At 58.6% G+C, this 26670-nt stretch carries 25 protein-coding genes; 9 read left to right on the forward strand and 16 right to left on the reverse strand.

What is annotated here, in order from left to right:
* Nucleotides 1-9: 9 nt before the first annotated feature.
* The gene (locus ACR0AU_RS05110) at nt 10-1938 is read left to right on the forward strand and encodes a glycosyltransferase family 2 protein (RefSeq protein ID WP_480438428.1); all 1929 of its coding nucleotides are present in this window, start codon (nt 10-12) and stop codon (nt 1936-1938) included.
* On the opposite strand, the gene ACR0AU_RS05115 is transcribed toward ACR0AU_RS05110, so the two are convergent.
* Nucleotides 1895-2542: a GntR family transcriptional regulator gene (locus ACR0AU_RS05115; protein ID WP_170393473.1), complete on the reverse strand. Its 648-nt coding sequence runs from the start codon at nt 2540-2542 to the stop codon at nt 1895-1897. The two genes, ACR0AU_RS05110 and ACR0AU_RS05115, sit on opposite strands and share 44 nt — an antisense overlap.
* A gap of 100 nt (nt 2543-2642) precedes the next feature.
* Between ACR0AU_RS05115 and ACR0AU_RS05120 the strand changes: the two genes are divergently transcribed.
* The 3 genes from ACR0AU_RS05120 (at nt 2643) to ACR0AU_RS05130 (ending at nt 4892) form a co-directional block, all read left to right on the forward strand.
* Nucleotides 2643-3287 (forward strand): pyrimidine 5'-nucleotidase, encoded by a 645-nt coding sequence (locus tag ACR0AU_RS05120; protein ID WP_170635565.1) that lies wholly within the window; start codon nt 2643-2645, stop codon nt 3285-3287.
* Between the two features lie 87 nt (nt 3288-3374).
* Entirely contained in the window at nt 3375-3623 is a 249-nt protein-coding gene (locus tag ACR0AU_RS05125) for a hypothetical protein (RefSeq protein ID WP_170405023.1), read from the forward strand.
* Nucleotides 3624-3695: 72 nt separating this feature from the next.
* Nucleotides 3696-4892: a UbiH/UbiF family hydroxylase gene (locus tag ACR0AU_RS05130; RefSeq protein WP_170595989.1), complete on the forward strand. Its 1197-nt coding sequence runs from the start codon at nt 3696-3698 to the stop codon at nt 4890-4892.
* A 31-nt stretch (nt 4893-4923) separates the two neighbouring features.
* Here the strand turns inward: ACR0AU_RS05130 and ACR0AU_RS05135 are convergent, their stop codons facing one another.
* The gene (locus ACR0AU_RS05135; RefSeq protein WP_170731887.1) at nt 4924-6051 is read right to left on the reverse strand and encodes an aminotransferase class V-fold PLP-dependent enzyme; all 1128 of its coding nucleotides are present in this window, start codon (nt 6049-6051) and stop codon (nt 4924-4926) included.
* Nucleotides 6052-6283: 232 nt separating this feature from the next.
* On the opposite strand from ACR0AU_RS05135, the gene ACR0AU_RS05140 reads away from it, so the two are divergent.
* Nucleotides 6284-6985 carry a GntR family transcriptional regulator gene (locus ACR0AU_RS05140; RefSeq protein WP_170393483.1) on the forward strand — a complete coding sequence of 234 codons (702 nt, stop codon included), beginning with the start codon at nt 6284-6286 and terminating at the stop codon, nt 6983-6985.
* On the opposite strand, the gene ACR0AU_RS05145 is transcribed toward ACR0AU_RS05140, so the two are convergent.
* Both ACR0AU_RS05145 and ACR0AU_RS05150 read right to left on the reverse strand, forming a co-directional pair.
* Complete coding sequence (locus tag ACR0AU_RS05145) at nt 6982-7440, reverse strand: Lrp/AsnC family transcriptional regulator (protein WP_170393485.1); 459 nt, start codon at nt 7438-7440, stop codon at nt 6982-6984. The two genes, ACR0AU_RS05140 and ACR0AU_RS05145, sit on opposite strands and share 4 nt — an antisense overlap.
* A complete protein-coding gene (locus tag ACR0AU_RS05150; protein WP_170393487.1) occupies nt 7437-7892 on the reverse strand; it encodes an Lrp/AsnC family transcriptional regulator in 456 nt (151 codons plus the stop codon). The genes ACR0AU_RS05145 and ACR0AU_RS05150 overlap by 4 nt, the downstream gene beginning before the upstream one ends.
* A gap of 131 nt (nt 7893-8023) precedes the next feature.
* On the opposite strand from ACR0AU_RS05150, the gene ilvC reads away from it, so the two are divergent.
* Nucleotides 8024-9046, forward strand: a complete 1023-nt coding sequence (gene ilvC / locus ACR0AU_RS05155; protein WP_170393489.1) for a ketol-acid reductoisomerase — start codon at nt 8024-8026, stop codon at nt 9044-9046.
* 45 nt (nt 9047-9091) lie between these two features.
* Here the strand turns inward: ilvC and ACR0AU_RS05160 are convergent, their stop codons facing one another.
* Complete coding sequence (locus tag ACR0AU_RS05160; protein ID WP_480795365.1) at nt 9092-9547, reverse strand: SRPBCC family protein; 456 nt, start codon at nt 9545-9547, stop codon at nt 9092-9094.
* Nucleotides 9544-9852: a metalloregulator ArsR/SmtB family transcription factor gene (locus ACR0AU_RS05165; protein WP_170731886.1), complete on the reverse strand. Its 309-nt coding sequence runs from the start codon at nt 9850-9852 to the stop codon at nt 9544-9546. Before ACR0AU_RS05165 ends, ACR0AU_RS05160 begins: the two co-directional genes overlap by 4 nt.
* 78 nt (nt 9853-9930) lie before the next feature.
* On the opposite strand from ACR0AU_RS05165, the gene ACR0AU_RS05170 reads away from it, so the two are divergent.
* Nucleotides 9931-10833, forward strand: coding sequence for a DMT family transporter (locus ACR0AU_RS05170; protein ID WP_170405007.1), 903 nt, complete (start codon nt 9931-9933; stop codon nt 10831-10833).
* On the opposite strand, the gene glmM is transcribed toward ACR0AU_RS05170, so the two are convergent.
* From glmM to ACR0AU_RS05215, 9 genes are all read right to left on the reverse strand, one after another.
* The gene (gene glmM / locus ACR0AU_RS05175; protein WP_170393497.1) at nt 10830-12173 is read right to left on the reverse strand and encodes a phosphoglucosamine mutase; all 1344 of its coding nucleotides are present in this window, start codon (nt 12171-12173) and stop codon (nt 10830-10832) included. The two genes, ACR0AU_RS05170 and glmM, sit on opposite strands and share 4 nt — an antisense overlap.
* Before the next feature lie 33 nt (nt 12174-12206).
* Nucleotides 12207-13205 carry a dihydropteroate synthase gene (gene folP, locus ACR0AU_RS05180; protein WP_480795366.1) on the reverse strand — a complete coding sequence of 333 codons (999 nt, stop codon included), beginning with the start codon at nt 13203-13205 and terminating at the stop codon, nt 12207-12209.
* Nucleotides 13202-14122, reverse strand: a complete 921-nt coding sequence (locus tag ACR0AU_RS05185) for a dihydroneopterin aldolase (protein WP_170393501.1) — start codon at nt 14120-14122, stop codon at nt 13202-13204. Before ACR0AU_RS05185 ends, folP begins: the two co-directional genes overlap by 4 nt.
* Nucleotides 14123-14227: 105 nt before the next feature.
* Entirely contained in the window at nt 14228-15601 is a 1374-nt protein-coding gene (locus ACR0AU_RS05190; protein WP_170731884.1) for a multicopper oxidase family protein, read from the reverse strand.
* Between the two features lie 73 nt (nt 15602-15674).
* The gene (locus ACR0AU_RS05195) at nt 15675-16313 is read right to left on the reverse strand and encodes a cell wall hydrolase (RefSeq protein WP_480795367.1); all 639 of its coding nucleotides are present in this window, start codon (nt 16311-16313) and stop codon (nt 15675-15677) included.
* Between the two features lie 186 nt (nt 16314-16499).
* Entirely contained in the window at nt 16500-19061 is a 2562-nt protein-coding gene (locus ACR0AU_RS05200; RefSeq protein WP_170393505.1) for a pyruvate, phosphate dikinase, read from the reverse strand.
* Nucleotides 19062-19097: 36 nt separating this feature from the next.
* On the reverse strand, nt 19098-21317 hold the full coding sequence (glyS, locus tag ACR0AU_RS05205; RefSeq protein ID WP_170731881.1) for a glycine--tRNA ligase subunit beta: 2220 nt from the start codon (nt 21315-21317) through the stop codon (nt 19098-19100).
* 9 nt (nt 21318-21326) lie between these two features.
* Nucleotides 21327-22535 (reverse strand): sodium/glutamate symporter, encoded by a 1209-nt coding sequence (gltS, locus tag ACR0AU_RS05210; RefSeq protein WP_170732432.1) that lies wholly within the window; start codon nt 22533-22535, stop codon nt 21327-21329.
* A 5-nt stretch (nt 22536-22540) separates the two neighbouring features.
* A complete protein-coding gene (locus tag ACR0AU_RS05215) occupies nt 22541-23062 on the reverse strand; it encodes a DUF6446 family protein (protein WP_480795368.1) in 522 nt (173 codons plus the stop codon).
* A 78-nt stretch (nt 23063-23140) separates the two neighbouring features.
* On the opposite strand from ACR0AU_RS05215, the gene ACR0AU_RS05220 reads away from it, so the two are divergent.
* Nucleotides 23141-23773, forward strand: a complete 633-nt coding sequence (locus ACR0AU_RS05220) for a MarC family protein (RefSeq protein WP_170626061.1) — start codon at nt 23141-23143, stop codon at nt 23771-23773.
* 8 nt (nt 23774-23781) lie between these two features.
* On the opposite strand, the gene ACR0AU_RS05225 is transcribed toward ACR0AU_RS05220, so the two are convergent.
* On the reverse strand, nt 23782-24711 hold the full coding sequence (locus tag ACR0AU_RS05225; protein ID WP_170645851.1) for a glycine--tRNA ligase subunit alpha: 930 nt from the start codon (nt 24709-24711) through the stop codon (nt 23782-23784).
* A 205-nt stretch (nt 24712-24916) separates the two neighbouring features.
* On the opposite strand from ACR0AU_RS05225, the gene ACR0AU_RS05230 reads away from it, so the two are divergent.
* A complete protein-coding gene (locus tag ACR0AU_RS05230) occupies nt 24917-26656 on the forward strand; it encodes a serine protease (protein ID WP_170817618.1) in 1740 nt (579 codons plus the stop codon).
* The last annotated feature ends 14 nt before the right edge of the window (nt 26657-26670 follow it).

Raw genomic sequence — 26670 nt, forward strand, 5'->3', positions numbered from 1 at the left:
GGATGTTACATGCGGCAGGGTTTCGTTATGGTCGAATTGAATCTCCAGCGTCAGACACTGGCGCAGCCTGTGCCCGGGCCGCATTCGCGCAAACCGCTCGGCACATGTCTCGTCGAACAAGGCATCATCACACCCGACCAGTTGGCGCGCGCCCTGCGGATGCAAGTATTCCAGAACGCGCCATTGGGGGAAATACTGGTCAGTGAAGGATGGGCCAGCCGTGCGCAGGTTCTCTCGGCGCTGTCTGACCAAACCGGCCTTCAGATCGCCGATCTTGCGCAGGTACCACCTGCCGCAGACCTCTGTTTGCTCGAACCGGTCGAGTTTTGGTTGGAGCACAATGTACTGCCCTGGATGCGTGTGGGGCCAATCCTGCTGATCGCTACAGCCAGGCCAGATACATTCGACGCAGTGGCAGACGCATTGAAACGCCACCGTTACACAATCATCCCGGTTCTGGCAGGACCCGAGCAGATCGATGCCGCCATCGCCCGTCAATATGCTCAACCGCTGGCACAAGCTGCAGAAACTCGCGTTGAGGCGCGGCAAAGCTGCAGGAATTGGTCGGCCCAGACGCGCCGTGGGCCGATCATTGGATTTATCCTGTTCGCGGCACTCTGTGTTTGTTTCCCGATAGTTGGCCTCGGCCTTCTTTTGGGCTTTGCACTGCTGACCCTAGGACTGTTCTTGTCTCTCAGGCTCTCGGGGCTCATTGCTTATCTGTGGCGAGAAAAATCTGAGCCAACAACAAAGACCTCTGAGTCACTTCGCCTACCCCGCGTCTCGATCCTTGTGCCGCTATATAAGGAACGCGAGATTGCCGATGACCTGATCGCCCGGCTGCGCCGCCTGACCTATCCCAAAGCGTTGCTGGATGTCATTTTGGTGCTGGAAGAGCGGGATGACGTAACCAATGAGGCGCTCAGGCAAATAGAACTGCCAACCTGGATGCGCGCCATTGTTGTGCCGGATCGGGGTGACCTGACCACCAAGCCCCGTGCGATGAACTATGCGCTGGATTTCTGCCGTGGAGAGATTTTGGGCGTTTGGGATGCCGAAGACGCGCCGCAATCCGATCAGATTGAAACCGTTGTCCGCCATTTCGCGAACGCCCCAAAGGAAGTGGTGTGCCTGCAAGGTATTCTAGACTACTATAATCCGCGCACCAATTGGCGGTCGCGCTGTTTTAGCATCGAATACAGCGGCTGGTTTCGCGTCGTCCTGAAAGGCATCGCGCGAATTGGTCTGGTCGTTCCGCTGGGCGGCACAACCTTCTTTTTTCGCCGCGACAAGCTGGTCGAACTGGGCGGTTGGGATGCCCATAATGTCACCGAAGATGCCGATCTGGGTGTCCGCCTAAGCCGTGCCGGATATCGGACCGAGATCGTCAGCACCACGACCTATGAAGAGGCGAACTTTCGCGCCTGGCCATGGGTCAAGCAGCGTTCGCGTTGGCTGAAAGGGTTCATGGTCACCTATCTGGTGCATATGCGCGCACCACGCCAATTGCTGCGCGATCTGGGGTTGCTGCGCTTTTTGGGCTTACAGGCCTTTTTTCTGGGAACACTGGGCCAATTCCTTCTGGCCCCGCTTTTGTGGGCGTTCTGGCCCATCTTTTTCGGGCTGCCCCACCTGTATCAACCAATCCTGACACCCGGTTTATTGACTGCCTGCGTGGTTCTGTTTCTCGTCGCCGAAGCCGCCAACCTATTGGTGGGTATCTTCGGTGTCATCGCAGGCAAACGCAGGTTCCTGCTACCCTGGGTGCCGACCATGGTGCTTTACTATCCGCTGGGCGTGTTGGCGGCCTACAAAGGCCTGTGGGAACTGGCGGTCAATCCGTTCTTCTGGGACAAGACCCAGCACGGCCATGCGGTCGAGGAACGTGAGGCCGTTATTTCTCGCGCCGGATCGCATCCTGTTTCAGCCGCGTCATGAAGGCGACCGAAATGTGATCCTGCAACGCCTTGGCCGCCGCGTCCTCGTCTCGCGCCGCAATCGCGTCCACGATGCCTTTGTGCTCGCTCTGCGCAATCTCGCCACGCCCTTCTGCGGCCAGCGATGTGGTCGCCATCAAGGCCATGGTCCGATGCACCAGATCAAGCTGCTGCACCAGATAGCGGTTATGCGAAGCCAGGTGAATCTGTTCGTGAAATCTCCGGTTGGCCCGCGACAGCGCAACAGGATCTCCGATCAACTCATTATCGGCCACCACCATGTCCCGAAGGACCCGAATTTCCTCTTCGGTTGCGTGTTTTGCGGCCAGTCGTGCGGCCAGCCCTTCCAATTCACGCCGGACAACATAAAGCTCGGCCATCTGGTTGTGGTCCAATGAGGCCACGATCAACGACCGCCCGTCCCGTTCCAGCAACGACTGCGTTTCAAGCCGCTGCAGCGCCTCGCGGATCGGAGTACGCGAAACGCCAAACCGCTCGGCCAGTTCGCTTTCCACCAGCCGATCACCAGGCTTGTAGACACCGACGTCTATCGCTTCGAGAATAAGGCTATAGGCGTCCGTATTGGACTGTTTGGATTGGGGCATCGGCTGAATTGTCTCCTCGTTCGGACCTGTCTAGCCGCCACACGCCCCCCCGATCAAGTGCGGCATTGAAAACCGCAGCCCATCGCCCTAAACCCAAACCATGGTCAAACCTGCCTTTTCCCATGTCACCCAATGGGTGTTCGATCTAGACAATACGCTTTACCCGCCGCATATGCGCCTGTTCGATCAGATCGAAGTGCTGATGACGGATTACGTCGTGCAAGCTATCGGCGTCGACCGCCCCGAGGCCGACCGGTTGCGTTCACATTACTGGCGCGAGTACGGCACGACACTCGCGGGCCTGATGGCAGAGCACGATCTGGACCCCGATCCCTATCTGTACGCCGTGCATCAGGTGGACATGAGCCATATGGAACCCGATGTTGCGCTGGCGGAACATATCCGCGCTTTGCCCGGGCGACGCATTGTCTATACCAATGGATCTGCACCTTATGCTGAGCGCGTTCTGGCGGCACGCGGTCTGAATGGGCTGTTCGACGCGATCTATGGCGTAGAACACGCAGGCTATCGCCCCAAGCCGCAAAAAGCCGCGTTCGAGGCGATCTTTGCGCAGGATGGAATCGATACCGCGAAAGCCGCCATGTTCGAAGATGATCCACGCAATCTGGCCGCCCCGCACGAGATGGGAATGCGCACCGTGCACGTCGCGCCTGACCCGCACGAGGCTGACCATATTCACCATCACACCGATGATCTGACCGGGTTTCTGGGTCGCCTGCGATAGGCTGTCACACTGCGACGATCTGTTCGTTTCGCAGTTGCAGAATTGACCCCATATGCAGCTCAGCGACGAACAGAATCGGAGACCCCAATGACCGCGCTTGAGATGCCACAGCGCCTGCCTCTTTGGCAGCGCCTTTTGTTCGCAATTCCCGTGTTTGGCTGGATGGCCCGGGACGCGGCCAATGCCGAAGCTGAAGACCTTTATTATACAGCCGCGGCGCTGGTCAGCATGTGGGGCTGTTCCATCCTTCTGTTCGGCCTGCCGGGTCTTTATATTCCTGCCCTGATGCTGGTGCCGACGATGTTCCTTGTCCTGATTTTGATCTCTCGGGGATAAAGCACGAGACAGGATGTCACTTGGCGCCCACCGCGCAACAGCACTAGTGTCTGCGGCAACGGAGACATACTCATGACTGACAGCTGTGACATCCTGATTTCCGGCGGCGGAATCGCCGGATTGACCGCCGCCGCCGCCTTTGGCGCTGCCGGGTTCGACGTAGTCTGCGTCGATCCCACCCCTCCGATCACCGAGCGGGATGTGGACGGATCGGATCTGCGTACCACCGCTTTTTTGCAGCCTGCCCACGGTCTGTTGGAACAATGCGGGCTTTGGGCCAAACTGGATGCCCACGCAGCGCCCCTGCAGATCATGCGCATCGTGGATGCGGGTGGCGATGTGCCCGAACCGCGCGTCGTGCGTGATTTCAACGCCGCCGATATCTCGGACCAGCCATTCGGATGGAACCTGCCCAACTGGCTGCTGCGCCGCGAGATGGTGGCGCGACTGGCCGAACTGCCGAATGTCGATTTCCGCCCGGGCACCGGCACGGTCAGCCTGTTCACCCGCACCAATGAAGCGCGGGTCGGCCTGAGCGACGGAACCCGCATCCGCTGCAAATTGGTAATCGCCGCTGACGGGCGCAGTTCACCAATGCGCGAAGCTGCCGGGATCAATGTTCATACCACGCGCTACGGCCAAAAGGCCCTCGCCTTCGCCGTCACACATCCTATCCCGCACGACAATGTCTCGACCGAGATTCACCGCTCGGGCGGGCCGTTCACATTGGTCCCCCTGCCCGATTGGCAAGGCCAACCGTCCTCGGCGATTGTCTGGATGGAGCGTGGGCCACGTGCCGTTGAACTGCTAAACCTTGAATCCGACGCGTTCGAAGCCGCCATGACCGAACGCTCTTGCGGGCTGTTTGGACCGCTGAAATTGGCCTCACGCCGGACGATCTGGCCGATCATCAGCCAGTCGGCGGAACGGTTGTCGGGTGAACGCATCGCGCTGATGGCCGAGGCCGCGCATGTGGTGCCACCTATTGGTGCGCAGGGGCTGAACATGTCGTTGGGCGATCTGCGCTGCTTGCTGGAATTGACGCAAGCCCGGCCCGAGGGCTTAGGCGATGCGCAGATGCTGGATTCCTATCACAAGGCCCGCCATACCGAGATCGAACTGCGCGTCAAGGGCATCGACCTGCTGAACCGCGCCTCGATGATCGAAGCGCGTCCGCTGCGCGACGCACGAGCGATGGGGCTGAATGCGCTCTATTCCCTACCACCCGTGCGAAAGACGCTCATGCAAATGGGCCTCGGCGTCCGCTGAACCGCAGGGCGGGCTTCTACCCGCCACGCTATTACAGCACCTGATCCAGAACCCGTTTCAGGCGCGCAATCGTGTCGTCAACATCATACAGCTTGTCCAAGCCAAACAGGCCGAGACGGAAGGTGCTGAACCCTTCGGGTTCGTCACATTGCAGCGGCACACCCGCTGCGATCTGCATGCCCAGGGCCGCGAACTTCTTGCCGTTCTGCACTTCGGGGTCTGCTGTATAGCTGACCACCACACCCGGCGCGCCGAACCCTTCGGCGGCAACCGACATGACGCCCTTGTCCCTAAGATAGGCCCGGACGCCATCACCCAGCGCCCATTGCGCCGTGCGCAGCTTTTCGAAGCCGTACGCGCGCGTCTCGGCCATTGTGTCGCGGAAGGAAAGCAGAGAATCCGTCGGCATGGTGGCGTGATAGGCATGGCCTCCATTCTCGTAGGCCTGCATGATCTGGCGCCATTTCTTCAAATCTATCGCAAAGCTATCGGATGAGGTTTCTGCCAGCCGCGCCTCGGCGCGTTCGGATAGCATGACAATACCGGCGCATGGCGTTGCGCTCCACCCCTTCTGCGGAGCCGAGATCAGCACATCCACTCCGGTGGCCTTCATATTGACCCAGGCACAGCCCGAGGCGATGCAGTCCAGCACCATCAACGCCCCCACCTCATGCGCAGCAGCGGCCATCGCTGTCACAAAATCATCAGGCAGAATCACTCCGGCCGAGGTCTCAACATGCGGCGCGAAGACAATACCCGGTCGTTTCTCATGGATTGTTGCCACAACTTCATCAATCGGGGCCGGAGCAAAAGGTGACGGGCTGGAATTGCCGGTTTCGCGCGCTTTGAGAACGGTGGTCGACGATGTCAGATCACCTGACTCGATGATCTGGCTCCACCGATATGAAAACCACCCATTGCGTACGACAAGCACATCAGCACCCCGCGCAAACTGTCGCGCGACTGCTTCCATCCCATAGGTGCCTCCGCCAGGAATGACCGCAACGCCCTCAGCATTGTAAACTTCACGCAGCATTGCCGAAATATCGCGCATGACTTGCTGAAAACTTGCAGACATATGGTTCAGAGAACGGTCGGTAAAAACCACCGAGAACTCCTCCAGCCCGCCCGGGTCAACAGTATTCAGTAGTGCCGGCATGACGCATCCTTTCTATTGGGTCCTTTTTGTTCTGCCTTGTCTTGCGCGCTCGGTAAAGCGTCAAACGCGGCCTGAAGTTGACCCAAAGTAACCCACAGCCAAAAATTTCATTTTGAGTTTTTACATGCCACAATTAGCAGAAATGACGCCAACCAGAGTCAGGTCCCCTTTACACCCTAGCGTGTTTCTGAACAGATACACACACTTTGAACAAGAACGGATAATTTTACTCGTGACTGCGCAAAAGCGGATTAGTTTTCAAGTCGTTCGAGACGAGGTAAAGCGGCGGATTGAATCCCGCATATGGCCTCAGGGCTCGCTTTTACCCACCGAAACCCAATTAGCGGAAGAGTTCAATTGTGCCCGCGCCACAGTGAACCGGGCGCTGAGGGAGCTCGCCGAACAGGGCTTTGTCGAGCGCAAGCGCAAAAGCGGAACGCGGGTCAAGAAAGAACCACGCAAACAAGCCAAGCTTGAAATTTCACTTGCGAGACAAGCGGTTGAGAACCAAAACTCAGCCTATCGCTATGCTCTGGTGGAACGGAACGTGGTCTACAGCCCCGGCTGGCTGACCTCGCAACTGAATGTCGAACCGGACGCGCGCGTTCTGCACGTGATCTGCATGCACTATGCAGACAACCGCCCCTTCCAGCTTGAAGAACGCTGGATCAATATAGAAGCCGTACCCGAGGTCGAGCAAGCCGACCTCAACAAAAGTGGCCCACACGAATGGTTGTTGAATGCTGCCCCGTTCACCGAAGCTGAAATCGCCTTTTGCGCGATCTCGGCGGACAATCGTCTAGCTGATTTCATGGGCACAACCACTGGCACTTCGATGATTCAGCTGGAACGGACCACGTGGAAGGACGGGCAACCGATGACTTTCGCCCGCATGACCCATCATCCGGGGTTCCGCATCCGCACTAAATACTAACCGATCGGCCCGGGCAGGCGTTCCTCGCTCAGCAGTACATTGGCTTCGACCTCTCCGGCCCCTGGTAAGGTCATCACCCTTCGGCGCAGAACCCGTTCGAAGTCTGCCAGATCCCGCGCCACGACGCGCAAGCGATAATCATAAAGACCCAGCACATGCTCAACCGTCTGCACCTCGGGAATGGCGCTGACGGCACGTTCAAAATCTTCAAGGCTGACCTGCCCTTTTCGCGCAAGTTTCACGCCGAGAAAGACGGTCACTCCAAAACCCAGGGCCTCGGCATTCAGACGCAGCCGCCGCCCCTTGATCACGCCTGCTTCTTCCAGTCGACGAATACGCCGCCAGGTCGCAGGCTGCGATAAGCCAAAGCGGCGCCCCAGAGCCCCCGCGCTTTGGGTCGCGTCCTGCACCAGCGCGCGCAGAATTCTGCGGTCGATCTCATCCAGTTCGATCATACCGGCAGCACCTCGTCCCGCTTGACCCGTGCGATATGCATAAGGGCTTCGATATCGGCAATATGCGGGAGAGTCAGAATGCGATCGCGATAGACCTGTTGATAATGCGCCATATCTCGCGCCAACACCGATAGGCGCACATCTACCCGACCAAGGAAGGTCTGGATCTCGATCACCTCGGCCACGTTCCGCGCCGCCGCCGTGAATTCGTCGAACGCCCGTGCCTGCGTCTTGTCCAGCGTGATCCGCAAAGAGACCTCGACCGCATAGCCCAAGGCGGCCCAGTCGATAACGGCTTCCTGCCCCTCGATCACTCCTGCCGCCTGCATCTTTTCGATCCGGCGCCAGCAGACGCCCGAAGTGATGCGGCATCGCTCAGCCAATTCTGCCGTTGTCAGGCTTGGCTCGGCCTGGAAGTGGCGCAGTATACGTCGATCAACATCATCAAGCATGATTTTTTCACATTTCGTTCAATAGAAGAATTATTCTTCATCTATTTGTCAAATACCCAATCCAAACCCTATCGCCAATAGCAATCACGCAAGATAGAAGCACATCAATCGAAACTGAAAGGACCGGCGAAATGCGCGTCTATTACGATCGCGATTGCGACATCAACCTGATCAAAGACAAAAAAGTGGCCATTCTGGGCTATGGCAGCCAGGGCCACGCCCACGCGCTGAACCTGCGCGACTCGGGCGCCAAGAACCTGGTCATCGCCCTGCGCGAAGGCTCCCCCTCGGCCAAGAAAGCCGAAGCAGAAGGCCTGCAGGTGATGGGCATCGCCGAAGCCGCAGCCTGGTGCGACGTCATCATGTTCACCATGCCTGACGAACTGCAGGCTGAGACGTACAAGAAATACGTGCACGACAACATCAAGCCAGGTGCGGCCATCGCGTTCGCCCACGGCCTGAACGTCCATTTTGGCCTGATCGAGCCGAAAGAAGGCGTCGACGTGATCATGATGGCCCCCAAAGGCCCCGGCCACACCGTGCGCGGCGAATACACCAAAGGCGGCGGCGTTCCTTGCCTCGTCGCGGTCGACAACGACGCGACCGGCAAAGCGCTGGAAATCGGTCTGTCTTACTGTTCGGCCATCGGTGGCGGCCGTTCGGGCATCATCGAAACCAACTTCCGCGAGGAATGCGAAACCGACCTGTTCGGTGAGCAGGCTGTTCTGTGCGGCGGTCTGGTTGAACTGATCCGCTGCGGCTTTGAAACGCTGGTTGAGGCCGGCTACGCGCCCGAGATGGCATATTTCGAGTGTCTGCACGAAGTGAAGCTGATCGTTGACCTGATCTATGAAGGCGGCATCGCCAACATGGATTATTCGATCTCGAACACGGCTGAATATGGCCAGTACGTCACCGGCCCGCGTATTTTGAAATACGACGAGACCAAAGCGCGTATGAAAGAGGTTCTGAACGACATCCAGCAGGGTAAATTCGTCCGTGACTTCATGCTGGAGAACGCTGTAGGCCAACCGACCATCAAAGCGTCGCGCCGTGCGAACGATGAGCACATGATCGAGGAAACCGGTGCAAAACTGCGCGCCATGATGCCCTGGATCTCGGCTGGCAAAATGGTCGACAAAGAAAAGAACTAAGTCTGACAATTGTCAGCGAAAGGGCGGCCCCGGTGGCCGCCCTTTTCATTTGGTGACAGCATTTGCGTAGCATTCGCCCATAACATAATCCCAGCCACTGTCGTAACCGGTGCGTTTGTCCGACGCCTCAGATGTCCAGACTTCCCAGCCCGAATGGGTCAGAGTGACCATGGTCTGCCCGGCTCCGTGGGCTGCGAACCGGACCTCAACCCGCGTGGGGCGGTCGGTGTTGGTGCCGGGGTGCCAGCTGAAGGCCAGGCGAGCCCCCTGTTCGAAGATCAACACTTTGCCCCAATCAGCGCGGGTGCCATCGAACATGGTTTCATAAACCGCACCGCCGACATGAGGTTCGATCACAACTGCCAGCGCAGGCTTGCCTTGCGCCGCTGAGACAGCGTGCCCATCCAATGGCCACCATTTGGCAATGCGATTTACAAAAACATCAAAGGCGTGCTCGGGCGCTGCGTTCACAACAATGGTCTTGATGATTGGTTCGATCATGCATCTCGTCCTTCGTTTACCTCGGCGGCGAAACTCTCCAACACGTCCGACCAGTATTGCTCGAGCCAGGCGCGCAGTTCTGCCAGCCCCTCGGGTCGGGCGGCATAGATGCGGCGCGTTCCCTCAGCCCTGCAAACGACAAGTCCGGCATCGGACAAGACCTTTAAATGTTGCGAGACCGCCGGGCGGCTTACGGGCAAATCCGCAGCCAGATCACCAACCGCCCTGGGGCGCTCCGCCACCTCCTCAAATACCTTGCGACGGGTCGAATCCCCTAAAGCCGAAAGCACTTCTTTGTAAGCCATAGCTTACGGTAAGTAATGACTTACCTAATGTCAATATCAGCGCGTGACACCGTCAGATTCGCGGGATAAGTGGATGGAATGGTTCAACAACCGACAAAACAGGATTGGAGCGGTGTTTTCACGCTGGGCCTCATCTGGGGCGGGACGTTCATGGTGGTTGCCATGGCGCTGGAAGGCTATGGACCGGTCACCGTGGCGACGTCGCGCACCACATTGGGTGCCGTTATGCTGCTGGTGCTGATGCGCCTTACCGGACGGCGTATTCCGAGTTTGACACCAGCCCTTTTGAGTTCGATTTTCTTCATCGGCATTCTGTCGACGGCGGTTCCCTTCATGCTGTTAAGCTGGGGGCAACAATTTGTCCCTTCGGCCTTTGCGGGTCTGTCCATGGCGGCGATTCCGCTGATGGTTCTGCCGCTGGCACATTTCTTTTCGGATGAGCCTATGAACCTACGGCGTCTGGTCGGCGTTTGCCTTGGCTTCTCTGGCGCGCTTGTGTTGATCGGGCCCGGTCTGGCGCAATTGGGTCAGGGTACGCAGCCACTGGCGCAAATGGCCTGCGTCACGGCAGCCTTGTGCTACGCCAGTTCGTCGATCCTGACCCGCCGCTGCCCTCCGATTGAACCGATGGCTCTGGCAGCCCTGACGCTGCTGGTTGGCGCAGTACTATTGATACCTATCATGCTGCTAACCGAGGGGCTTCCCTCGTGGCAGGGAACGCGCCCCAGTCTGGCCCTGATCGTTCTGGGCCTTGTCCCCACGGCCTTCGCCACCCTGCTGCGAGTATCCATCACCCGCAGCGCCGGGTCCGTCTTTCTGACGCTGGTGAACTATCAGGTGCCCGTTTGGTCGATGGTGTTCGGGGCCTGGATTCTATCCGAAGCCCTGCCGCTGCGGTTCTATATCGCGCTTGCCATGATCCTAACCGGGCTGGCAATCAGCCAGTGGTTCACTCTGCAGAAAATGCTACTGGGGCGTTAACCTGTCGCCGCCTCAACCTCGGATACGATCCCATCGACCACTTGGGTCAGCAGTGCGGCATCCTCGCATTCCGCCATCACCCGGATCAGAGGTTCCGTGCCCGATTTGCGGATCAGCAAACGCCCCTGCCCATTCAGACGCGCCTCGGCCTCGGAAATCGCGCTTTTGACGCTGGCCGCTTCCAGCGGGGCCTGCCCCGCGCTAAAGCGCACATTCTTCAGCAATTGCGGCACCGTCTCAAACTGGCGCGATAGGTCCGAGGCTTTCTTGCCGGATTGCACCATCTCTGCCAGAAAATGCAGCCCCGCCATCAGACCGTCGCCGGTTGTGGCATAATCGCTCATCACGATGTGACCTGATTGTTCTCCACCAAGATTGAAACCACCCTCGCGCATCCGTTCAACCACATAGCGGTCGCCAACGGCGGTCCGCTCCAGACGCAGCCCCTGCCCGGCCAGGTGCCGCTCCAACCCGAGGTTCGACATCACAGTGGCCACCAAGGCGCCGCCTTTCAACTGATCCGCGCGGGACCACGCGGTCGCCAACAGAGCCATCAACTGATCCCCATCGGCGACAGCGCCAGTTTCGTCGATCACAACGACGCGGTCGGCATCCCCATCCAGACAGATACCTACATCGGCGCCATGTGAAACCACGGTTTCGGCCGCAACACGAGGCTGGGTTGAGCCACATCCGAGGTTGATGTTCTTGCCGTTCGGCGCGATGCCGACCGGGATCACATCTGCTCCCAACTCCCAAAGAACTTCCGGCGCAGTACGGTGCGCGGCACCGTTGGCGCAGTCGATCACAACCTTCAGCCCATCCAAGCGCAGATTGCGCGGCAGCGATGATTTCACACGCTCGCCATAACGGAACCGCGCATCGTCGACCCGACGCGCACGACCAATATTCTGCGCCTGTGCGGGGCTTACGCCTTCTTCGATCAGCCGCTCGATCTCAATCTCGGCCTGATCGGACAGCTTGAACCCGTCCGGCCCAAAGAATTTAATTCCATTGTCGATCGCCGGATTGTGGCTAGCCGAGATCATCACGCCCAGATCCGCGCGCATCGAGCGCGTCATCAACCCTACCGCAGGAGTCGGCACCGGCCCCAGCAGAAGCACGTTCATACCGGTCGAGGTCAAACCTGCCGTCAGCGCATTTTCCAGCATATAGCCCGACAGCCGCGTATCCTTGCCAATGACAACGCGATGTACGCCTGAGGCATCGCGGCGGAAATACCGCCCCACAGCCGCGCCAATCCGCAAAGCCATTTCCGCCGTCATAGGGTGCGTGTTGGCGGTGCCCCGCACCCCGTCGGTTCCAAACAGCTTGCGCATAAGTCGGTCTCCTGAAAATTCCTTTTGCCCGGATTACCGGACGGCGGCCCATAGACGCAAGGCCTGAGCCGTCTCGGCCACGTCATGTACCCGTACAATCTGCACGCCCTGTGATATTCCCGCCAGAGCAACCGCGATTGACCCCGGCGCGCGGGCATCCTTGCGCGGCTCTTTGCCGATCTGACCAATAAATCCCTTGCGCGAAACGCCCAGAAGGATTGGACAGCCCAGCCCGTGAAACAGGCTGAGATTGCGCAGAAGGGTCAGGTTGTGGTCCAGATTCTTGCCAAACCCGATGCCCGGATCGATGACAATCAAATCGCGGCTGAGCCCCAGTCCTTCAAGATGGGCGATTTGCCCCTCAAGGAAATCGTAAACATCCAGCAGAACATTGTCATAGTGCGGGTCATCCTGCATCGTGGTCGGATCACCCTGCATATGCATCACACAAACCGGAGCCTCAATCTGCGCGCAAAATGGTGCAAGTTTGGGATCGAAGGTAAATCCCGACACATCGTTGATCAGTCCCGCACCTGCCAGATGAGCCGCCTTGGCAACACCGGCCTTGCGAGTATCGATCGAGATCAACACATCTGTCTCGCCCCGAATTGCCTCAATCAAAGGGCGTGTGCGGGCAATCTCTTCGTCTTCAGGCACAAAATCAGCGCCCGGGCGCGTGGATTCGCCGCCAATGTCCAGAATACTTGCACCATACGCTACCATGCCGGCGGCAGCGGTCCGAGCGGCCTCGACCGAGTTATACAGCCCCCCATCCGAGAAGCTATCCGGCGTGGCATTCAGAATGCCCATGATCTGCGTTCGTGCCATATCAAGCCCGGCAATCGTTGGGCGCGCGCAGGTCAGACGATCCAGCTGTTCCTTTGGGATTTCAACGGCATCGACGATCTGGGTGCTTTGCCCGCGCTCAATCCGCTCGGCCTGTGAGAACCACAGCACCTGCCCTGCAAGTGGCACCGCCCCGTCGACGCGCGTGCTCCCATGCTGGACCAATGGGCGGTAATAGACGGTCACAGTTGCGCCTGCTCCACCGGAACTGCGCGCAATGGCGTTTTGGGGGCTTCGGGCAGGTCTCCGCCAATAACCAGCATCTCGCTGGCTTCAAAGGTTGCTGCGAACCAAGCAGCCAGCGCCACCGCGTCAGACGGCGCGGCTGAGGGGCCATCGACCGCATCCAGAACAATTTTGGAGGGTGCCCAAACACAAATCTGGCCGTTTTTCATCGCCCAATCCAACTCGGTCCGCGTTGAAACGACCACGCAACGGTGATCGCGCGCAGCTAGAACCCAGGCGTTCTGTTCAATTGCCAACAGATCTATCCGGCGTTGGGTCATTGCGTGACCCGTCTGCGGCACATCCAGATCAGACGCCCCAACACACAGGATCAGCGGGCGCTGGCGATTCTCAAGCTGGTCGATCCAGCCGGTGAGATTACCTGATGAAATCGCTGCATTCGACAGAAAGACCAACCGTGGATGTGGCCGCTCTTCTTCGGTCACATCATGATGTACCGCATCCTTGCCGCGCACGATCTCGACGCCAAGCGCGCCGGGTCCACGATCCAGTTTTTCAATGCGGACAAAAGCTCTTACAGCCTGAGGCTCAAGCAGAATGCGCTCCGCCACGCGATCTGCCAGTGTCTCGAGCAAATTTAGTCGCTCAGCAGCCAGCTCGAACGCAATCGCTTCGGTTACACGGTCGTAAGACAGAATACGATCCACGTCATCATCGATGGGGTCTGTCAGCGGGCGCACCTCGACCACGATGTTAAAGCAGATCCGTTGCGTGGTACCGCGTTCGGCCTGAAACGCCCCGATCTCGACCTCAACGATGTGATCGCGCAGCGAAATGCGGTCCAGCGCACCGCGCGCGGCGGTAGCCTCGGACCGTTCGGACGGGTGCGCAAAGGCAAGACGGATTTCAGAGCTCATGCGGCGGACCTTTTCGGGCTCGGTGGACTGATGATCAGCCCACTTTAGGCGTTTCGCGGGCGTATAGCATCGCAGCAAACGCCTTTCCAGCTACGGAATGCGGCGTTACGTGACCCGGAACCAGCTCATCATACCCGATGCCGCATGGCCTAGCATGTGACAATGCAACAGCCAGTTGCCCGGATTGTCAGCTACCAACGCTACTTGCCGCACCTGCCCTCGTTCGACTAGAACAGTGTCGCGCCACGGCCCCAGTGTACCGTCCTGCAGGATAATGCGAAAATGGTGTCCATGCAGATGCATCGCATGTGGAAACGCCGTTTCATTTGCGAATTCAATCCGATGAACTGATCCCAATCGCGCATCCAGAAACGGATCATCTGGCCGCTCTGCATATCCGTTCAAAGCCCAGAATCGTCCAAGCTGAGCCAACTCGCGCCCCGACAGCTCGGAATCGCCCAATTTGGCGCTCTCCAGCCAGCGCATTGCCCCCCCCTGCATCGTCATACGATGCAGAGGTGTATTCTGCAGTTCAATTTCGGGCATTCGGTTTGCTGGCAACGGTCTAACTTTTGCATCAGCAATACGCGATGCTACTCCGAACACATCAAATTTGACGAGTCCGTAAGCGCCATCCCGTTCTACACTCACAATACTTGCCGTCTGGCCGGATTCCGCTGAGACATCAACGATCAAATCAACCCGCTGCGCAGGCGCTAAAGGAAAACTGCTCTCAACTCGCAATGGAACCTCAAGCGGCATACCGTCAAGCGCAACAATCCAGCCAGCAAGCCCGTCGAGCGCTACGTCGAATACCCGGGCATTCGCGGCATTGATCACCCGCAATCGCAATCGTTCAGACGCTTGCACTGGATAAGAAGGGTCAAACTCTCCGTTCACCGTTACAATGTTGCCCAGCCGACCCGCATGGCTCAGATCATGAGCATTGTCGAAATCGCTGGATATCTTTGCGCTCTCGGTGTCAAGGCGCCAATCGTCCAGCATTAAGGTCAGGTCCTGATCAACATCGGGTCCGCTGGCTTCTTCGACGATCAAAGGGCCATAAAGCCCACGCGCGACCTGCTCCATCGATTGGTTGTGCGCATGATACCAATAGGTTCCCGCATCCGGCACCACGAAATCATATTCAAAGTTGGAATCTGGCTGCACAACTTCCTGCGTCAGGCCGGGCACTCCATCCATCGCATTGTCGATCCGGATGCCATGCCAGTGAACGGTCGTTGGTTGCGGCAGCATGTTTACAAGCTTGCGGCGTACCCGAGCCCCCTGCGGAACACGGATTTCCGCGCCCGGAACACCGCCGCCATAACTCCAGACCGGAGTTTCCGGATATCCCTGGGGCGCGATCTGCTGGAGGGAAGTCTGTGCCACCAGTTCGGTGGCAGATGCCATCGCCACGCGTGGTATCATCGACAAGGCCAGGGTCGATTGCAGAAACTGTCGGCGTGTTATGGTCATTGCGAGCCTCCTGGCTCGCAACATAGTTGGTAAAACGCCTGTTGCCAGCACCGTTCCAGCGCTGGTGCGTCAATCAGTTGCTGGCCGTGCGATAATTGTGCTTGTAGAAGATATGCACGCCAATACGCGCCGTTTCTTTATAGACGCGGGACCAGGACGGGCGCACTGCCTTGGTGTGGTAGTGCGTGGCACCTGCAGTCATCTCTTCAGCTACACCATCAATTGCGGCACGGGCGACTTTCGAAACGCGATCATAAGCGCGTTTTTCGTTGATCACCTCTTTCTGACCATCGCAGGTGTAGGTGAACTGGCACTGATATTTCTTGCCCGTTCCTTGCTTTATCACACCGCACAGTGAATCCGGAAAGCGACCGCTTTCAACACGGTTCAGGATAACCTCGGCCACTGCAAATTGACCGCGTACGCTTTCACCGCGAGCCTCGAAATACAGCGCTTCGGCAAGACAACGGAAATTTTCATCTCCGGTCGCCTTTGGCTGCTGGTCCAGCCAGGCTTTGGTGTAGGAGATTTCGACTTTTTCCGGCGCCTTACGCGGCTTAAACAGTTTCAGGTAATCGCGGAAGCTTTGTGCTGGCAACTCGTTACGTGTGACCAACTCAACAGATTTTGTATCGCCTTGCCTATCGGCAAAGGACAAACTCGGTAGCAAGGCTGCGGCCCCCACGGCAACAGCCACTATGTAGCGTCTCATCAGATAACCTCGCACAGGCACAAACGCGCCATACCCTCCCCCGGCGGGCGCGACGAGGCTAATACCCCAGACGAAGCGAGACGTCCAGTTCTGAAAAAAATGCAAGAGAAAAACCGCTCACGCCGCCAATTATTATCGACAGCGGAACGTTTCTTACGCCACTATTTCTAGGTAGGAGACAGTTAGTCAACCCCCAAGTTTGGACGAAATCGCCAGTTGAGCGGCAGACAGCCGAGCGACAGGAACCCGGAAAGGGGAACAGGACACATAGTCGAATCCAAGTGACCGGCAGATTGCGATTGATTCGGGGTTACCACCATGTTCGCCACAGACAGAAAGCGTAACGTCTGGTTGGGCTTGACGCCCGCGCTCGGCCCCCAGCTTCAGCAATTCACCTACCCCATCTGCATCCAGAACGTGAAATGGATCTTCGCCAAACACGCCTTGGCGGACATATGCCGACATGAAGCGCCCAGCGTCATCGCGCGACAATCCGTAGGTCATCTGGGTCAGGTCGTTTGTTCCAAAGCTTAGGAAAGCGGAATGTGGCGCAATCTCATTCGCGCGCAGACAGGCCCGAGGCGTTTCCACCATCACTCCCAATCGATAGTCGAACTCCTGCCCCTGCTCCGAGGCAACCTCGGCCGCTACAGTATCGATGCGTGTTTTGACCAGTTCAACCTCGCGCTTGGCCGAGACCAGCGGGATCATGACCTCGGGTACGACAGGGGCACCTTCTTTGCTGGCCTCAACCGTCGCCTCGAAGATCGCGCGTGCCTGCATGTCGTAGATTTCCGGCACGGTGACACCCAGACGAACCCCGCGCAATCCCAGCATCGGGTTGTATTCGCTCATCGCCTCGACCCGACGTTCGACATCCGAGATTGGCAAATCCAGCGCCTCAGCCAGCTCGCGCTGACCAGTGCGCGTAGTGGGCAGAAACTCGTGCAAGGGCGGATCGAACAGGCGGATGCAGACCGGCTGCCCCTCCATAATCCGGAACAACTGCACAAAATCCTGCCGTTGCATCGGCAGCAACCGTTCCAACACAGCAGCGCGTCCAGATGGGGTCTGCGCAAAGATCATTTCGCGCATTACGGTCAAACGACCGGGATCGAAGAACATGTGTTCCGTTCGGCACAACCCGATCCCTTCTGCTTTGAAGTTTCGTGCAGTTTGCGCGTCAGCGGGTGTATCGGCGTTGGCGCGGATAGCGATGTCCCTCTCGGCATCGGCCCAGCTCATCAGGGTCTGAAAGCAATCATCCAGCGCCGCTTCAAGCATCTCGGGTTGTCCGGCCAATACCTGACCCGAAGTCCCATCGATGGTCAGAATATCGCCTGTCTTGAACACACGCCCATCCGGTGCACTTAGCAGCTTTTTCTTGGTCTGGAATCGCATCTCGGACGCGCCGACGATACACGGCAAACCCAGACCACGGCCAATCACCGCCGCATGGCTGGTGATCCCGCCCTTTTCGGTCAAAACAGCTACTGCGGCATGCATTCCGCGCACATCTTCGGGCGAGGTTTCTCGGCGCACAAGAATACAGGGCTCCCCCCGCGCTGCGCTGGCCTGCGCTTCGGCAGCCGTAAAGACAATTCGACCGGTCGCTGCACCGGGGCTGGCCGCGATGGCTGTGGTCAGCACATCACGCTCGGCCTCAGGATGGACCTGCCGGTGCAGAAGTTCATTCAGCGAATGCGGGTCGATCCGCATCACGGCCTCTTGCGGCGGAATGATCCCGTCTTCGGCCAAGCGCACCGCGATCCGCATCCCGGCCCGCGACCCGCGCGGAACCCGCACGCCGTCCAGAATATGCACCTTGCCGTTCTGCACCACGAATTCGACCTGCATCTCTTCGCGCAGCTTCTCGCGCATTAACGCAGCGTGGGCCTTGAGATCGGCAAAAGCCTCGGGCGCCACATCCTCCAGCGATTGGCCGCGTTCATCCTTTTCCAGATACAGCGCAGCGACACCTTCCCCCAGCGCATCGCGCCCCTGGCTCTGGCTCAGATACCGGCCCGTGATCTGGGGCATGCCTGTCGCAGGGTCAATCAGTTGCAATACGCCCGAGCCACATTCGCCCTGCCCGACGCCCGGGATCATCTCTTGAATCACCAGCCCCAAACCGGCATCCGCAGGTGCGCCCTTGGCCTGCCGCAGCAGCCGGGCCGACGTGCCATCCCAGGCACGCGCCATCGAACGCAGAACACCAATCAGTTGCTCTCCTCGATCTTGCGGGAAGGCCTCGTCGGTTTCATCTTCATACGCCCGTAGGGACAAGCTCAGCCCTTCGCGCCCATCCGCATCGATGGTATCGAATACGTCAGGGTCCAGACGCGCAATATGGAGCGCATAGCTCTGCACAAACCGCAGATATAGCGCCGCCGCTGCATCCGCCCCCATTTCCGCAGACCGATCCAGATATCGGGCATCGTTCATGCCGATATTCAGCACCGCCCCCGGTCCACCCCAGTCAGGATCTTCCGAACTGGGCCGTACACACAGCAATGACTCGGCGTCGAACTGTTCCAGAATGGCCGCGATGTCCGGAATGTCGCCCTGGGCAATTCGCTGCACCGCGTCAAAAGAAAGGGCCACGGTCCGCGGCACCGGCATGTCCAGCCGGACCAGTCGTTGCAGGCACTTTGCCCGGCCACCATGGGTATTGGCGGCAACGGGTGCTTTTGGAGTGATAAGCGTGGTATGCGGATTATTCTGCACTGCGGCACCTTTTGGTTTCACCGCAGCATAAGCCCCTGCGCCCTTGGCGCAAGGGCGTTATCCCTCGATACGCGTCAGATCAGCAACGCTAGAGCAGACCTTACGGATCTGGCTCAGCAGGTTCAGACGGTTGCGGCGCAGAATGTCATTATCGGTATTGACCTGCACGTCCTCAAAGAACGCATCCACCGGCCCGCGCAGTTCGGCCATTGCCGCCATCGCTGTCGGGAAATCCTCGGCCTTCAGCGCGGGATCGATCTTGGCCTCTGCCGCGTCAAGCGCTGCAAACAGTGCCTTTTCGCTGTCAGTTTCAGCAAACTTCACATCCGCGCCGTAAGAGTATTCGACTCCATCCTTCTCTTCCGCCTGAGACAGGATGTTGTTCGCACGCTTGAACCCCTGCACGAGGTTCTCTCCATCCTCGGTCGCAATCACCGCATTCAGAGCGCGGGCGCGTTTGACCAGCAGGTTGAGGTCGTCATTCCCCTCCATCGCGATACAAGCGTCGATGACATCATGGCGGATGCCTTCGTCTCGGAGGAAGACTTTGAGGCGGTCGTGGAAGAAAGAGAGAAGATCGTCAGACGCGTCAGGAACCTTTTTCTCAAGCTCAAGAAATGCTGCTGCGGGCGATCCTTCAAGCTTTTCTTTGACAGTCTGGAATGAAGCACCAAAGACACCATGTTTTGCGATTTCTTCCAGGAGATCGCGGACATTCGCTTCGGGCAAAGCCTCATTGATAGCGCGTTCTGATCGAACCAGTTGACTATCGAAAAAACGGTCCAACCGAAGACGCAGATCATTATTCACGATTAGTCGAATTACCCCTAACGCCGCGCGACGCAGAGCAAACGGGTCCTTCGACCCGGTTGGTTTCTCATCAATCGCCCAAAATCCTGTCAGCGTATCTAGCTTGTCGGCCAGCGCTACGGTCACCGACAGCGGTGCGGTCGGCACGTCATCCGACGGCCCCAGCGGCGAGTAATGCTCCTGCGCCACAGCCGCGACGGCAGCGTCTTCGCCAGCCGCTTCGATATAATACCGCCCCATAAGCCCTTGAAGTTCAGGAAATTCATAGACCATTTCGGAGTTCAGATCAGCCTTGGCCAAACGCGCGGCTTTCTCGGCCTGATCCGCATCCGCCCCGACCACCGGGGCCAGTTCTCGGGCCAGCGCGGCAATGCGGTCGATGCGTTCCGCCTGAGTGCCCAGCTTGTTGTGGAAAGTCACATTCTCCAACGCGCGGGTCCATTGGGCGATGTCCGACTTGGCAACGCGCAGGTCGTTCTCCCAGAAGAATTTCGCATCGGCCAGACGGGCCGACAAAACCTTCTGGTTCCCCGCCAAAATGGTCGCGCCGTTATCGGCGGTCTCGCGATTGGCGACGGTAATGAAGCGCTCGATCCGCCCCGTCTTGGGGTTCTTCACAGAAAAGAACTTCTGATGCTCTTTCATCGAGGTCTGCAGTACCTCGGGCGGCAGCTCAAGAAACTCCTCGTCGATCTGCCCCATCAGCACAACGGGCCATTCGATCAGACCGGCAACTTCTGCCAGCAGACCCTTGTCGTCGACGACTTCCAGACCTGCGGCGAAGGCCATGTTCTGGGCATCGTTCCAGATATGTTCGGCGCGCTCTTCGGGCGACAGCACCACGAAGGCGCGTTTCAGCTTGGCGGCATAATCCTCGAACGAGGTCACCGTAAACCGGTTCGGGGCCATGAAACGATGGCCCTCAGTCGTATCACCGGACGTGATCCCTTCGATCGCAAGCGGCACGACCTGCGCGCCTGCTTCATCGGTCAGGATGCAAAGGATCGAGTGCAAGGGCCGTACCCACCGCATCGATCCAGCCCCCCAGCGCATGGATTTGGGCCAGGGGAAGTTTCGAATGGTAGCTTCTAAGACCTCGGCGATGATTTCAGCTGCTGGACGACCCGCCTTTTCAATGGTGGCGAAATACACTGCGCCTTTGGGCGTGTCGCGCTCTTCCAGCTGGTCTCGGGTCAGTCCCGCGCCGCGTAGAAAGCCTTCGATGGCTTTGTCAGGCGCGCCGACCTTTGGGCCTTTGCGTTCTTCGCGGATTGTCGGGCTTTCCGCCAGCAGGCCTTCAACCGCCAGCGTCAGGCGACGCGGCGTCGTCAGTGCAGCGGCAGAGCCATAGGTCAGACCGCCTTCGACCAGACCATCGGTGATCCGCTTTTTCAGGTCTTCACCGGCGCGGGTCTGCATGCGCGCGGGGATTTCCTCGGAAAACAGTTCGATCAGCAGGTCGGGCATTTTCGGTCCTTAGAAATTGACAATCGTCTGGATGACGATGGCATTGGCGATGTCCACAAAGAATGCGGATACAAGGGGCAGTACGATAAAGGCAATAGGCGACGGGCCATATCGCTTGGTTACGGCGGTCATATTTGCGATAGCTGTGGGGGTAGCACCCAGAGCGAACCCTCCGAACCCGGCGGCCAGAACGGCGGCGCGGTAATTCGATCCCATCAACGGAAACAGAACCCAGATCACGAACACCACGGCAAACAGGGTCTGGGCGGTCATGATCACCGCAATCGCAAGGCCCAGTTCGGCGATGGTCCACAGTTGCAGGCTCATCAGCGACATCGCCAGAAATGCACCAAGCGCGAATTCCGAGATCAGCGCCAGCGAGGGTGTGCGTGAGACCGGCTTGGCATTCGGCGCGAACATGGCGCGGAGATTGGCAATCACGATCCCCATGATAAGGCAGGGCACAAACAACGGCAGTTTCAGCCCTGCGGCGCTGATTGCTTCGCTCAGGATCGCGCCTGAAATGATCGCGAGGTTGAGATACAGCAGCACCCGCATGATTGTCAGATGATCAATCTCGGATTTCTGGTCGACCTCATTGGGCAAACCCACCGTATGCTCTTCCCCGGGGCGTTCGGGGCTGAGATTGCGCCCCTCGATCAGCAGCCGCGCAATCGGCCCCCCGACCAGAGCGGCCAGCACGAGACCCAATGTGGCCACGGCCACCCCCAACTCGGTTGCGCCACTCAAACCGGTGGCGCCCGCAACTTCGGGGGCCCAGGCGATCGCGGTTCCGTGCCCCCCGATCAGCGCAGCAGACCCGAACAGCACCCCGGCTTGCGCCGGATAACCGAACATCGCGGCCCCCACTGCGCCGATCACGTTTTGCGCAAAGATGGTCAGAAGCGTCAAAATCAGAAGCAAAAGCAAAGGCTTGCCACCCGCGATCAAATCGGACAGACGGGCATTTAGACCAATCCCGGCAAAGAACAGAACCAATAGAAAGTCTCGTGCGGTCAAGCCAAAGGATAGCTCAATGCCGAAACCAAGATACAGCGCCAATACCACGAGCGAGGCCAGAAGGCCCCCGGTTACCGGCTCGGGGATGTTGAAGCTGCGCAATTGTGCGACACGGGCGTTGATCTCTGCCCCCAGCAGATAGACCGCAAAGCCCAGCGTTGCTGTCAGGAACTCCGGTATCTCAACGACCATCCCCATCTGCATCAGCCCTCGGGCCTGGGTGGGCACTCCTCGCCCACAACCGTGCCGTCATAGGCTTTTTCACCGCAATTGTTCAGCGCATGCCAGACGTAGCCTTTACCATCCTGTGTAATGGCAACGATCCGGTCGACACCATAATGGAAGTTCTTGGTGCCCAAGAAAGCCTGTGCTTGACCCGATTTCAATACGTCGGCCAGCGCAACTGCGTCGTAGCAGTCAAACCATCCCGGTGCGGTCAATGGCTCGGGGTTCTCGACAGGGGTAAAATCCACCATCTGATCCGGCCTTAACTCGGTTTCGAAACAGGCCCGATACCGGATCGGAGAACTGTCGGCGTCAATGGCCTTAAACCCAGTATAGGCGATGGCTTCGGGCGCTTCCGCCCCTTGCGCCAGCAGGACCACATCCTGGCCCGGGCGCGGTTCTACCTCATAATAGAACCCATAAACCTGCAGGTAATACATCCCAGCACCGGCCAGAAAGCCAGAAATCAGAAGGATTAGCGCAACCAATTTTCCAGTCATCGTTTACGCCACCTCTTTCAAGTTCATAGAAAATAAGACAGGTTCCCAAGCAGTACGGTCAGAAACGAGGCTACTCGCATGGAAACCACTCTTGCCGTCGGATTCTTTGGCGCGCTTTTTGCAATCATGAATCCGATTACCAACTTGCCTGTGTTCCTGAGTGTTACGCAAGACCTGCCCATTTCGGATCAACGCAAAGTGGCTGTGAAGACTGCGCTTTATTGCACGATCCTCGGTGGCGCCTTCGCTGCGATCGGCAGTCACGCGCTTGGGCTCTTTGGCATCAGCGTCGATGACCTGCGCGTCGCCGGTGGCCTTGTTGTACTGATGATCGGACTGAACATGCTGAACGGGAACCAGAGCAGCTCGCATCACGGAACCGACGGAGAAAAGAAATCCTATCCCGCGCCCGAGACCGTTGCGTTCTATCCCTTGGCTTTTCCCATTCTGGTCGGCCCCGGAACAATCACAACACTGATCCTTTATGCGCACCACATCAAAACCCCGGTCGAAGCCGTTGTCTATGCAGGTGTATTTCTGTTCGTGGTGGCCTTGCTTTTGATCACGTTCTGGAACGCATCGGCGTTGGCTAAGCGGCTGTCGGACAATGCCCGAGTGATAATGAGCCGCTTCATGGGCATGATCCTTGCGGCTATCGCAATCAGCATGATCGCAGACGGCCTGAAGGCGTTGTTGCCCGGACTGGCCTAGGCGCTGCATCAAGCTTCGAACCCGGCAGCCTCGGTCTGCACGAACGCATCTGCGCATTGCTTGGCCAATGCGCGAACGCGGCCGATATAGGCCTGTCTTTCGGTAACCGAAATCACCCCGCGGGCGTCCAGCAAGTTGAAGATGTGGCTGGCCTTGATGCACTGATCATATGCGGGATGCGCCATGATGATGCGCTTGCCCGTCTTCGGGTCGTCATGTTCCTGCGCCAGAATGGTCGCGCATTCGGTTTCAGCCTCTTCGAAATGACGCAGCAGGACCTCGGTATTGGCAATATCGAAGTTCCAGCGGGCGTATTCCTCTTCGGTCTGCTTGAAGATGTCGCCATAGGTCAGCGGGCTGGGCGACTGAGGATCGTTGAAGGGCATGTCCATCACATGGTCGATGCCCAGTACATACATGGACAGACGTTCCAGACCATAGGTCAGCTCACCCGAAACCGGCGCACAGTCATGGCCGCCGACCTGCTGGAAATAGGTGAACTGGCTGACTTCCATGCCGTCACACCAGACCTCCCAGCCCAGCCCCCAAGCACCCAGGGTGGGGCTTTCCCAGTCATCCTCGACAAAGCGGATGTCGTGCAGATCCATGTCGATGCCGATGGCCTCAAGGCTGCCCAGATACAGCTCTTGCAGATCCGGCGGGCTGGGTTTGATCAGCACCTGGTATTGATAGTAATGCTGCAACCGGTTCGGGTTTTCGCCATAACGTCCGTCTGTCGGGCGACGCGAGGGCTGAACGTAGGCCGCTGACCAAGCCTTGGACCCCAAAGCGCGCAACGTGGTTGCTGGATGGAACGTACCTGCGCCGACCTCCATGTCATAGGGCTGTAGGATCGCACAACCTTTCGACGCCCAATAGGACTGAAGCCTTAGGATAATCTCTTGAAATGAACGTGGTGCGCTATTGGGTTCGGTCATGACAATTCCCTTGGACGCCCAAGCGCCCGGTTCCGGTGGGTTCGGCCCTTCCTATGCAAGGCATCCAAGGGCGTCAACGGGCCAATCGGCCACTCTGTCGCTGAGCGGCCACACACAGAATTCCCCGTATTCCGGGCATGGCAATCGGACCGCGATTCCGCGTAATCTGCGCCAAAGTGAAAACACTGCAGAACACGGGCAGACAATGACACGCGTATTTACGGTTATTACATTCTTTATCCTCTTCGGCCTGCGCGCCGCTTTTGCCCAGCAAGATGCGGGCGTCTTTGTTCAGATCGAGGCGCAGCCGTCGCTGCGCGAGGCGCAGGAACGGGCGCAGGTCTATGCGAACGCACTGCCCGATGTGAACGGGTTTCGGCTGAATTCCGGCTGGTATGCCATTGTTATCGGGCCCTATTTACGCGACGACGCCGAACAGGTGCTGCGCGTTTACCGGGCCGAGCGTCAGATCCCATCGGACAGTTTCATCGCATTCTCCAGCGCGCTGGGGCAACAGTTCTGGCCCATCGGTGCCAACATCCTGAACCGCGGCGTCGTCACCGCCCCGATCCAGCCCGAGCCGCAGCTAGAGCAGCCCTTGGCCGGTCTTACCCTGCAGGACGCAGATGAAACCCGTTCGCAGGCTCTGCAGGGCGAACGCCTTTTGACCGCGCAAGAGCGCAGAGACCTGCAAACCGCGTTGCAGGCAGCCGGGTTCTACAATTCAACAATTGACGGAGCCTTTGGTCAGGGCACCCGCCGCTCGATGGGCGATTGGCAACGTTCCAACGGGTTCGACGCGACTGGCGTTCTGACCACGCTGCAGCGCAAAACCCTGATGGATGACTACAACGCTCCACTGATCAGCGTCGGGATGGCACGCTATTCCGACCCGCAAGCCGGGATCGAACTGGACATGCCAATAGGCGTCTTGGGCTTTGACCGTTACGAGGCACCCTTTGCCCATTTCAACCCCACTTCTGATCTGGACGCCAAGGCGCTGCTGATCTCGCAGGAAGGCTCTGCCGCAACCCTGCGGGCGCTCTATCAAGTGATGCAGTCGCTTGAAATCGTTCCTCTGGACGGTGAGCGCAGCCTGCGCGGCAACAGCTTCACGATTGAAGGACGCGGAAATGGCATGGCCTCGTTCACGCAAGCAGCTCTGAAAGACGGCAAGATCAAAGGTTTCACGCTGGTCTGGCCTGCCGGGGATGAGGCTCGCCGTGCCCGAGTTCTGGCCGCGATGCGCGCAAGCTTTGCCACGACCGATGCCGTACTGGATGCCGGTGCCGGAGCGGATGCCGACCAGCGCATCGATTTGATGTCTGGACTGCAAATCCGCAAACCGCGGCTATCGCGATCGGGCTTCTTCGCCGACGCTGGTGGTACGGTTCTGACGGTCACCGAGGCCGCTGAAAGCTGCACCCGCATCACGCTGGACGGTGACCAAGAGGTTCAGCTGGCTTGGCAGGATGCCGATCTTGGTGTCGCTGTGCTGCGTCCTAGCAAGACCCTAGCCCCGATCAGTGTTGCCGAGTTCCGCGCGGGCGTTCCGCGTATTCAGTCTCAGGTCGCTGTTTCGGGCTTTTCTTACGAAGGCGCATTGGGTGCCCCTACTCTGACCTTTGGCGAAATCGCTGATATCCGCGGCCTGAATGGAGAAGATGGCGTCAAACGCCTTGCACTGTCCGCCCAGCCCGGCGACGCGGGAGGACCTGTCTTTGACGATAGCGGCAGCGTTGTTGGCATGTTGCTACCTGCCCCTTCCGATGGGCGTACCCTGCCCGACTCGGTCAGCCTTGCGGCGAATGTGGCACGTCTGACCGAAGTTCTGACCAAGGCGGGCATCTCAGGTCAGCCCGCGCAAGGCTCAGCCCAGATTTCACCCAACGAACTGAGCCGCAGAGCCAACGGAATGACCGTTCTGGTGCACTGCTGGGACTGAACAATCAGGTTCAG

The organism is Ruegeria sp. CG1 (assembly GCF_056537265.1).

Bases quoted from the DNA above. Each gene is read 5' to 3' on its own strand.
- ACR0AU_RS05110 (WP_480438428.1), top strand. From the start codon at position 10: ATGCGGCAGGGTTTCGTTATGGTCGAATTGAATCTCCAGCGTCAGACA.
- ACR0AU_RS05115 (WP_170393473.1), bottom strand. From the start codon at position 2,542: ATGCCCCAATCCAAACAGTCCAATACGGACGCCTATAGCCTTATTCTC.
- ACR0AU_RS05120 (WP_170635565.1), top strand. From the start codon at position 2,643: ATGGTCAAACCTGCCTTTTCCCATGTCACCCAATGGGTGTTCGATCTA.
- ACR0AU_RS05125 (WP_170405023.1), top strand. From the start codon at position 3,375: ATGACCGCGCTTGAGATGCCACAGCGCCTGCCTCTTTGGCAGCGCCTT.
- ACR0AU_RS05130 (WP_170595989.1), top strand. From the start codon at position 3,696: ATGACTGACAGCTGTGACATCCTGATTTCCGGCGGCGGAATCGCCGGA.
- ACR0AU_RS05135 (WP_170731887.1), bottom strand. From the start codon at position 6,051: ATGCCGGCACTACTGAATACTGTTGACCCGGGCGGGCTGGAGGAGTTC.
- ACR0AU_RS05145 (WP_170393485.1), bottom strand. From the start codon at position 7,440: ATGATCGAACTGGATGAGATCGACCGCAGAATTCTGCGCGCGCTGGTG.
- ACR0AU_RS05150 (WP_170393487.1), bottom strand. From the start codon at position 7,892: ATGCTTGATGATGTTGATCGACGTATACTGCGCCACTTCCAGGCCGAG.
- ilvC (WP_170393489.1), top strand. From the start codon at position 8,024: ATGCGCGTCTATTACGATCGCGATTGCGACATCAACCTGATCAAAGAC.
- ACR0AU_RS05160 (WP_480795365.1), bottom strand. From the start codon at position 9,547: ATGATCGAACCAATCATCAAGACCATTGTTGTGAACGCAGCGCCCGAG.
- ACR0AU_RS05165 (WP_170731886.1), bottom strand. From the start codon at position 9,852: ATGGCTTACAAAGAAGTGCTTTCGGCTTTAGGGGATTCGACCCGTCGC.
- ACR0AU_RS05170 (WP_170405007.1), top strand. From the start codon at position 9,931: ATGGTTCAACAACCGACAAAACAGGATTGGAGCGGTGTTTTCACGCTG.
- glmM (WP_170393497.1), bottom strand. From the start codon at position 12,173: ATGCGCAAGCTGTTTGGAACCGACGGGGTGCGGGGCACCGCCAACACG.
- ACR0AU_RS05185 (WP_170393501.1), bottom strand. From the start codon at position 14,122: ATGAGCTCTGAAATCCGTCTTGCCTTTGCGCACCCGTCCGAACGGTCC.
- ACR0AU_RS05190 (WP_170731884.1), bottom strand. From the start codon at position 15,601: ATGACCATAACACGCCGACAGTTTCTGCAATCGACCCTGGCCTTGTCG.
- ACR0AU_RS05195 (WP_480795367.1), bottom strand. From the start codon at position 16,313: ATGAGACGCTACATAGTGGCTGTTGCCGTGGGGGCCGCAGCCTTGCTA.
- glyS (WP_170731881.1), bottom strand. From the start codon at position 21,317: ATGCCCGACCTGCTGATCGAACTGTTTTCCGAGGAAATCCCCGCGCGC.
- gltS (WP_170732432.1), bottom strand. From the start codon at position 22,535: ATGGGGATGGTCGTTGAGATACCGGAGTTCCTGACAGCAACGCTGGGC.
- ACR0AU_RS05215 (WP_480795368.1), bottom strand. From the start codon at position 23,062: ATGACTGGAAAATTGGTTGCGCTAATCCTTCTGATTTCTGGCTTTCTG.
- ACR0AU_RS05220 (WP_170626061.1), top strand. From the start codon at position 23,141: ATGGAAACCACTCTTGCCGTCGGATTCTTTGGCGCGCTTTTTGCAATC.
- ACR0AU_RS05225 (WP_170645851.1), bottom strand. From the start codon at position 24,711: ATGACCGAACCCAATAGCGCACCACGTTCATTTCAAGAGATTATCCTA.
- ACR0AU_RS05230 (WP_170817618.1), top strand. From the start codon at position 24,917: ATGACACGCGTATTTACGGTTATTACATTCTTTATCCTCTTCGGCCTG.